Below are 6948 nucleotides of genomic sequence, written 5' to 3'. Positions count from 1 at the left end.
GCGTGAACCGCTTCGACGCAAACTGAAGCGGACAAATGATGTGCTACCAAACCGGACAACTTGATTAGCTACCGACAGCCTTCAGGCACAAGCGGTGCCTCACCTTACCTTTGAGCCTCCACGAGCGAAGCGGCGATTGCTGCGATCGAACGAAACAGGACAAGCGGATCGTCCTTCGTCGGGAGAAATCCTCGCCGTTGCCAGAATTGCGCCGCTTCCGCGTCGACTGCGTTGACCATCAGAGCGCGCCCGCCGATCAGGTCCGCCGCTTGAACACACCACTGAAGTGCATGTTTCACCAAGCCCGTGCCGATGCCGCGCCCGGCCCATCCGGCATCGGTCGCAAGCTGGCCAAGGAGCAGGCATGGCACCGGGTCGGGCGGTTGCCCGGTGTGGATCGACCGGGGCAAGATCGACGGCACCACGGCGGTCGGCGCCAAACCGCAATATCCAACCACGCGGCCGGCTTCGTGGATAACGAGAACGGCCGTAGAACCCTTCTCCCGATTGGAGAGCGCGCGGGTTTTCAGCCAGTGATCAAGCGCAGGCTTCCCGCAGGAAAATTCCGACACATCGTGGACCGCTGCGAGCGGTTCGGGAGCCGACAAGGCCACGGGTCAGCGCTTCGTGGAGTAACCAGCCTCCCAGGGAGCGGGCCGCTTTGCCAGTTCGACCATATCAGGAACGGGGGCAGCCGGAGCTGACAGAACCTCCATGAACTCCGCGAAACCTTCCGGGCTCATGCGGACAAGACGGTTGTCCATCAGCACATCCTCGGCCGCGCGCACGGCGGCATCGCGGACGAAATCCGTGCGGGACCGGCCGCGCAGACTGGCGGCACGATCGATCATCGCCACGTCCGCTTCCGGCAGGCGCATAGAGATCGGATATTCCTTGCGTTCGACAGTGGCGGCCATAACCGTCTCCTCACCGGCAATGTAACGGTTGTAGCGCTATGCAATACAGGACACGCCGGCCTATTTCCGAATAAAGGTCAAGTAAGCAGGCCGCCGTCCCTCGCGGATGGCCTTGGCCTCATAGCGTGTGCCGGGCCAGCCTTCATAGGGCCGGTGCCAGGCGGCAGCGTCTTCGGCCTGCCATGCGAAGGCGCCGTGATCCCGGCAGGCAAGCAGCGTCCAGTTGACGTAGCTGTCGATATCGGAGGCGAAGCGGAATCTGCCGCCGGCTTTCAGCACCCGGGCAAAGCGGCCCAGATTGGCGGCGCTGACAAAGCGCCGCTTCCAGTGCTTCTTCTTCGCCCACGGATCGGGATAGAGCAGGTCGATGCCGTCGAGCGAGCCTGACGGCAGCCAGTCGAGCAGGCGCGTGGCATCGTCGTCATAGACCCTGAGATTGGCAAGCGGCGACTTGCCGAGCGCCGTCATCATCTTGGCCATGCCGTTGACGAAGGGCTCGACGCCGATGAAACCGGTCTGCGGCGCTTCCGTGGCGCGATGCAGAAGATGCTCGCCGCCGCCGAAGCCGATTTCCAGCTGGAGCGCCGAAACCTCTGCCTTGAACAAGGTCTTGAGGTCAGCCGGGGCTTCCGCCGTCAGGTCGATCCGGTATTCGCGCAAGCCGCTTTCGAGGGCAATCGCCTGCTGTGGGCGTATAGTTTTGCCATGCCGGCGACCGAAGAATCCTTCGGTCGCCCGGCTCGGCCTGTCCTTTGCGTGCGCTGGCGTCAGGCGGCGACGGCGTCCTTGAGCGCCTTGGCGAGATCGGTCTTCTCCCAGGAGAAGGAGCCGTCGCGGCCGGCCTTGCGGCCGAAATGGCCGTAGGACGAAGTTTTTGCGTAGATCGGCTTGTTCAAATCGAGATGACGGCGGATGCCCGACGGCGACAGGTCCATCACCTTGCGCAGCGCCTCTTCGAGCTTCGATTCCTCGACCTTGCCGGTGCCGTGCAGGTCGACATAGACCGACAGCGGCTGGGCGACGCCGATGGCGTAGGAGAGCTGGATAGTGCAGCGGTCGGCAAGCTTGGCCGCCACGACGTTCTTGGCGAGGTAGCGGGCAGCATAGGCCGCCGAACGGTCGACCTTGGTGGTGTCCTTGCCCGAGAACGCGCCGCCGCCATGCGGTGCCGCACCGCCATAGGTGTCGACGATGATCTTGCGGCCGGTGAGGCCGGCATCGCCGTCAGGCCCGCCGATGACGAACTTACCGGTCGGGTTGATGTACCAGTTGCAGTCCTCGGCGATCTTCAAGTCGCCAAGCGCCTCGCGGATATAGGGCTCGACCACCTTGCGGACCTTCTTGGAGTCCCAGCTTGCATCGAGATGCTGGGTGGAGAGCACGATCTGCGTGACCTCCGCCGCCTTGCCGTCGGCATAGCGCACGGTGACCTGGCTCTTGGCGTCCGGGCCGAGCTTGCCGGCCTCGCCATCGCCTTCATGGCGCGCCGCGGCCAGCAATTCGAGAATCTTGTGGCTGTAATAGATCGGCGCCGGCATCAAATCGGGCGTCTCGCGGCAGGCGTAGCCGAACATGATGCCCTGATCGCCGGCACCTTCCTCGCCCTGGCGGTCGGCGGCGTTGTCGACGCCTTGGCCGATGTCGGGCGACTGGCCATGCAGCAGCACGTCGATCTTGGCTGTCTTCCAGTGGAAGCCGGACTGCTCGTAGCCGATCTCGCGGATCGCCTTGCGGGCAACAGACTTGAACTTGGTCGGGTTGACCACGGGGTGGCCGGACGCATCCTTGAGGACGTTGCCCGCCTTGTCCTTCTTCAAAAGCGTGTCGGGGACGCGGACCTCGCCGGCGATGACGACGCGGTTGGTGGTGGCCAGCGTCTCGCAGGCGACGCGGACCTTCCACGGATCCATGCCCGTCTTCTTGGCTTCGCGATAGACCAGATCGACGATCTCATCGGAGATACGGTCGCAGACTTTGTCGGGATGACCCTCGGAGACGGATTCCGAGGTGAAGAGATAATTCTGCCGCGTCACGGGTGTCCCCTCTTGAAAAAAGATCGGCAGGGCTGCCGATTTTGGCGCCACGTGTTAGCGGTGCCGGGCGGCGCTCGTCAAGCGGCGCGACAGTTCTGGCATGAATGTAGGCAAGGCCGGCTATGCCACCAGCGGCGGGGCGCCGCCGGCAGCACAGGTAAAAATCAATCGGCGTCTTCGGCGGAGAGCGCCTTCACCAGATCGATAATGCGGCGGCGCACCTTGACGTCGCCGATTTTGACGAAAGCCCGGTTGAGCTGAAGCCCTTCGGGACTGCCGCAGAATTCGATGGCGAAGGCCATCGACGAGTCTTCAGCAAATCCCCTGGCGCCGCCGGCGGGCTCCTCGCCCGGGGCATCCTCGAAAAAGAAGGCGACAGGAACGCTCAGGATGGAGGCGATCGCCTGCAGACGACTGGCGCCAACCCTGTTCGTGCCCTTTTCGTACTTCTGTATCTGCTGAAAGGTGATTCCGAGATTTTCGCCCAGCTTTTCCTGGCTCATTCCAAGCATATTGCGACGCAGCCGGATGCGGCTCCCGACATGGATGTCGATCGGATTCGGCTTCTTCTTGTTCTCTTCTGTCATTTTTTCCTCGCCGAATTTTTCCGGCTTTTTCTATTATGTTCCGCCCATATGAAGCCGGAGCCACCTGCCCCAACAGAACCCTCCAACCGACTTCGAGAAAATTTTAGGCGTTACAGTATGAGTTTCTAATGTGCCGACTGTCAATTCACCCGTAGCCGCTGCCTTACATTCCATGTGAAGGCCGCCAGCGCAAACACCAACATGATCAGTAATCCGTTAATGCGCCGCTGGTCGGGAGACAGGAAAGCGCGCCCAGAAACCGGCACATGCGCGTCGATGGCGCCGCGCGCGTCGACGGCAAGCGCATCGACGATGCGGCCGCGCGAATCGACGACTGCGGAGATGCCGTTGTTGGCAGCGCGCAACAGCGGCAATCCATTCTCCACCGCGCGAATCTGAGCCTGCCTGAAGTGCTGATACGGGCCCGGCGTGTCGCCAAACCACGCGTCGTTGGTGACGTTCACAATCACGTCAGACGACGCGGAGTCGACGCCGACGAGATCGGGAAAGATCACCTCGTAGCAGATGAACGGAGCAGCGCGCAGGCCGCCCGGCAGACCGATCGGATGCCGCTCGTTGCCGGGTGCGAAATTCATTGGTCCGGCAACGAGCCGGCCGATGCCGAAACGTTCGAAAAGCTCGGCGAATGGCAGATACTCGCCGAAGGGCACCAGATGCACCTTGTCGACGGCATCGACGATCTCGCCCTTGTCGTTGATCGCCACCACGGAATTGTAATAGCGGCTGCCGGCACTCGCCGATCCGCCCTCCTCGCGCACGACGCCGGCAATCAGCATCTGGCCGTCGGCCAGCATGTCGCCCAGCGCCGTCAGCGCGTCTGGACGCTCGGTGAAGAGGAACGGCACCGACGTTTCCGGCCACAGGATGAGCTGCGGCTTGGCATGCCCATCCTCCGGCGCTTTCCCGGATATCCCCAGCAAAGTTGCGAAGATGCGGTCGCGCACCGAAGTATCCCATTTCTCGCTGAGATCGACCGCGGGCTGGACGATGCGGACATCGATCGAGCGTGTCGTCTCAACCGGGGTGACGAGCCTGAAATAGCCGAAGCCGACATGGGCGGCGACGAGGATGATAAACAGCGCGATACCCAGCCTCAGATGCCGGCGCGCCGCGACCAGCGCGGGAAGCGAAAACAGGAAGACGGCGAGCGCATTCATGCCGATCATCCCGGTCACCGATACACTCTGCATCAGGAGCGGCACCGGCATCGCCGCGTAGCCGACGGCATTCCAGGGAAAGCCGGTGAAGAGGAAGTCGCGCAGCCATTCGGTGAGGCCGAAGCCGAAGGCAAGGGCGGCGATGCGGCCGATATCGCTGCTCCAGAACAGGCGCGCCACAATGGTGGCAAAGCCATAGAAGAAGGCCAGCGCGAAGGGGATGCCGACAACGGCGAAGGGCAAGGCCCAAGCGAAGTTGTCGGCCTCGACCAGCAATGCCTGGCCGATCCACCACAGGCCGGCGAGGAAATAACCGAAACCGAACCACCAGCCGGTGGCGAAAGCCGGCCTTAGGCGCTGGAGCCAGCCATCCGATGCCTCACCCGTGGCGCCATCCAACAGCCAGACCAGGACCGGGAACGAGACGAAGCAGACGGCGAAGAAGTCGTAAGGCGCCTGGGCGAGCACCGCCAGCGCCCCGGCGGCAAAGGCCATCAGCGCCCGCCGCCACCCCCACAGCAGAATTATCCGGCCGGCAAAGCGCTGCATCAAGCTTCCCAAGTCGCGCGAATCAGGGAGCTAGAGGTTTAACAGGCTGCGCCGCCCGATCCAAACCCGGATAACCGCAGCCTGATACACGGTCGCGCTATCTGTGCCAGCCCTTGATCCGCAGCCCGCTCAGCCGCTCGGCCTCGTCCTTCGGGACAACGCGCACGGTCTGGCTGAACGTCCAGACATGACCCTCGGGATCGCGGGCGCGGTATTGGCGCTCGCCGTAAAAAATGATCCGTCGGTTCTTGAAGAATTTCCGCGCCGGCCGCACGCGCCTTTTCGCAATGAGCGTCGACATCTTGCCGCAGACGGACATAGACTGCTTGGGTGTTCTTGCCGCCGACCGAGGCCGGGCTGGCGATATGCTCGGCCCATTCGGAATCGACGATGATGTAACCATCGCCGAAACGCATTTCGGCATGGACAAGCCGGCCCTCGGCGTCGCTCACCAGCATGCTCGGCTCGAAGCCGAAGGCCGCCCGCAGCCAGGTCAATGCAGCGCGCGGATCTTTATAGAAAACGCCTGAGCCGAGAACGGAATGCTTGAATGGATCGTCGACGGACATGTCGCGACTGTGTCAGGCCTGCTCCGTGCGAGCCGCGCGGCGGCGCTGCCGCTCGCCCTTCTGGCTCTGCACGATCCGTACGCGCTTGACGCGGCGCGGGTCGGCATCGAGCACATGGAACTCGAAGCCGGGGATGGCCTGCACGACCTCGCCCCTGGCCGGGACACGTCCCAGCGTGTTGAAGATCATGCCGCCGATGGTGTCGACATATTCGCCATGCTCGCCGGCGGCGAAATCCTCGCCGATCATCTTGGCGACCTCGTCGATCTCGGCCTTGCCGTCGACGACGAAGACGCCGTCACCGGTCTGCGTGATCATCGGCTCGTCGTCGTCATGCTCGTCCTCGATGTCGCCGACCACCATTTCGACGATGTCTTCCAGCGAGGCGAGGCCGTCGGTGCCGCCATATTCGTCGATGACCAGCGCCATCTGCGTGCGCGTCGTCTGCATGCGGCCCATCAGGTCGGAGGCGAGCATCGAGGGCGGCACGAACAGCACCTGGCGGATCAGATTGAGATCGCCGATGGTGCGCGCGAGATCGACCTGCGCGAGGTCGAGCGCCGTCGTCACCGGCGCCTTCGCTCTGGTGCGGCCCTTCTTGACGCGGGCGACCTTGGTGATGTGGGCGAGCACGTCGCGAATGTGGACCATGCCGCGCGGATCGTCCAACGTCTCGGAATAGACCGGCATGCGCGAATGGCCGGATTGCTCGAAAAGGCCGAGCAGGTCGCCAAGTGTCGTGTTGATCTCGACCGCCTCGATATCGGCGCGCGGCACCATGACGTCCTCGACCCGCACTTCGCGCAGGCGCAGGATGTTGTTGAGCATGGCGCGCTCGCCAGGCGAGAAGGATTCGGCATCGGTCGCCGTTTCGGCAAGCGCGCCGGCGATCTCCTCGCGCAGGCTGGTGCCGTTGCGGTGCCGGAACAGGCCAAGCACGCGATCGAAGAGGGAAGGACCGGCATGCGTCGGCTCGGCGGCCGCGCTGCCGGTGGGAATACTCGGACTGGAGCCCTCTTCCGTCTTTTCGGAAGGCTTGGCAGCACTGCCGGCGTCCGGACGGGCGGCAGTTTCTGGGGTGTCGTTCATCGCCATCGGTCAATTGAGCTTTTTTG

General features: G+C 63.4%; 7 protein-coding genes and 1 pseudogene. All 8 read right to left on the bottom strand.

Features of this window, described 5'->3' with window-relative positions; translation table 11 throughout:
- Window positions 1-104: 104 nt before the first annotated feature.
- The 8 genes and pseudogenes from LB528_RS21370 to LB528_RS21335 all read right to left on the bottom strand — a co-directional run bounded on the left by LB528_RS21370 (window position 105) and on the right by LB528_RS21335 (window position 6922).
- A complete protein-coding gene (locus LB528_RS21370) occupies window positions 105-614 on the bottom strand; it encodes a GNAT family N-acetyltransferase (RefSeq protein WP_224716208.1) in 510 nt (169 codons plus the stop codon).
- 3 nt (window positions 615-617) lie between these two features.
- Window positions 618-917, bottom strand: a complete 300-nt coding sequence (locus LB528_RS21365) for a DUF1778 domain-containing protein (protein ID WP_224716207.1) — start codon at window positions 915-917, stop codon at window positions 618-620.
- Window positions 918-977: 60 nt separating this feature from the next.
- Entirely contained in the window at window positions 978-1688 is a 711-nt protein-coding gene (trmB, locus tag LB528_RS21360; RefSeq protein WP_224716215.1) for a tRNA (guanine(46)-N(7))-methyltransferase TrmB, read from the bottom strand.
- Window positions 1685-2950 (bottom strand): methionine adenosyltransferase, encoded by a 1266-nt coding sequence (gene metK / locus LB528_RS21355; protein WP_224514092.1) that lies wholly within the window; start codon window positions 2948-2950, stop codon window positions 1685-1687. Before metK ends, trmB begins: the two co-directional genes overlap by 4 nt.
- Window positions 2951-3114: 164 nt before the next feature.
- The gene (locus LB528_RS21350) at window positions 3115-3537 is read right to left on the bottom strand and encodes a helix-turn-helix domain-containing protein (protein WP_224514094.1); all 423 of its coding nucleotides are present in this window, start codon (window positions 3535-3537) and stop codon (window positions 3115-3117) included.
- Window positions 3538-3677: 140 nt separating this feature from the next.
- Window positions 3678-5264, bottom strand: a complete 1587-nt coding sequence (gene lnt, locus LB528_RS21345; protein ID WP_224716206.1) for an apolipoprotein N-acyltransferase — start codon at window positions 5262-5264, stop codon at window positions 3678-3680.
- Between the two features lie 97 nt (window positions 5265-5361).
- Window positions 5362-5833: pseudogene (locus LB528_RS21340) on the bottom strand (VOC family protein).
- A 12-nt stretch (window positions 5834-5845) separates the two neighbouring features.
- Entirely contained in the window at window positions 5846-6922 is a 1077-nt protein-coding gene (locus LB528_RS21335) for a hemolysin family protein (protein ID WP_224514100.1), read from the bottom strand.
- Between the last annotated feature and the right edge of the window lie 26 nt (window positions 6923-6948).

This window comes from Mesorhizobium sp. CA4, from assembly GCF_020165075.1.
Classification (GTDB): domain Bacteria; phylum Pseudomonadota; class Alphaproteobacteria; order Rhizobiales; family Rhizobiaceae; genus Mesorhizobium.
Note: the sequence above shows the minus strand (reverse complement) of the source record. Positions and strands in the feature narration are given on the sequence as shown.